This window comes from Amycolatopsis ponsaeliensis (assembly GCF_030182635.1).
Lineage (GTDB): Bacteria > Actinomycetota > Actinomycetes > Mycobacteriales > Pseudonocardiaceae > Amycolatopsis > Amycolatopsis ponsaeliensis.
The window spans coordinates 1-217 of the sequence record NZ_JAPZLD010000145.1 but is presented as its reverse complement, the minus strand read 5'-3'; the positions used below and the strand labels follow the sequence as shown (position 1 = coordinate 217).

Annotated in this window: 1 protein-coding gene; it reads right to left on the bottom strand. The window is 61.8% G+C overall.

All coding sequences use genetic code 11. The annotated features are described in order from the left end of the window. Positions 1–120 (bottom strand): Scr1 family TA system antitoxin-like transcriptional regulator (locus tag QQ657_RS56925; RefSeq protein WP_350310789.1); only part of this gene is annotated, 120 nt, incomplete at its 3' end. Positions 121–217 lie beyond the last annotated feature (97 nt).

Below are 217 nucleotides of genomic sequence, written 5' to 3'. Positions count from 1 at the left end.
AGAGTCACCAGGGATGGGGAAGGTCATGATCGTGAACGGCCCGTGCGACGCCCGATGCACACCGGTGCCCTTCGCGAGGACCTGGATGTCAACATGGGGCAGTTTGGCTAGGGCCTGTATCGAAGTCGGTTAGAGCCATTCGTTGATCGCGGCGATCTGGACAGTGGCCTCGTACCGAACCGCGAGTTTGTCGTATCGGGTGGCCACCCCACGGTGG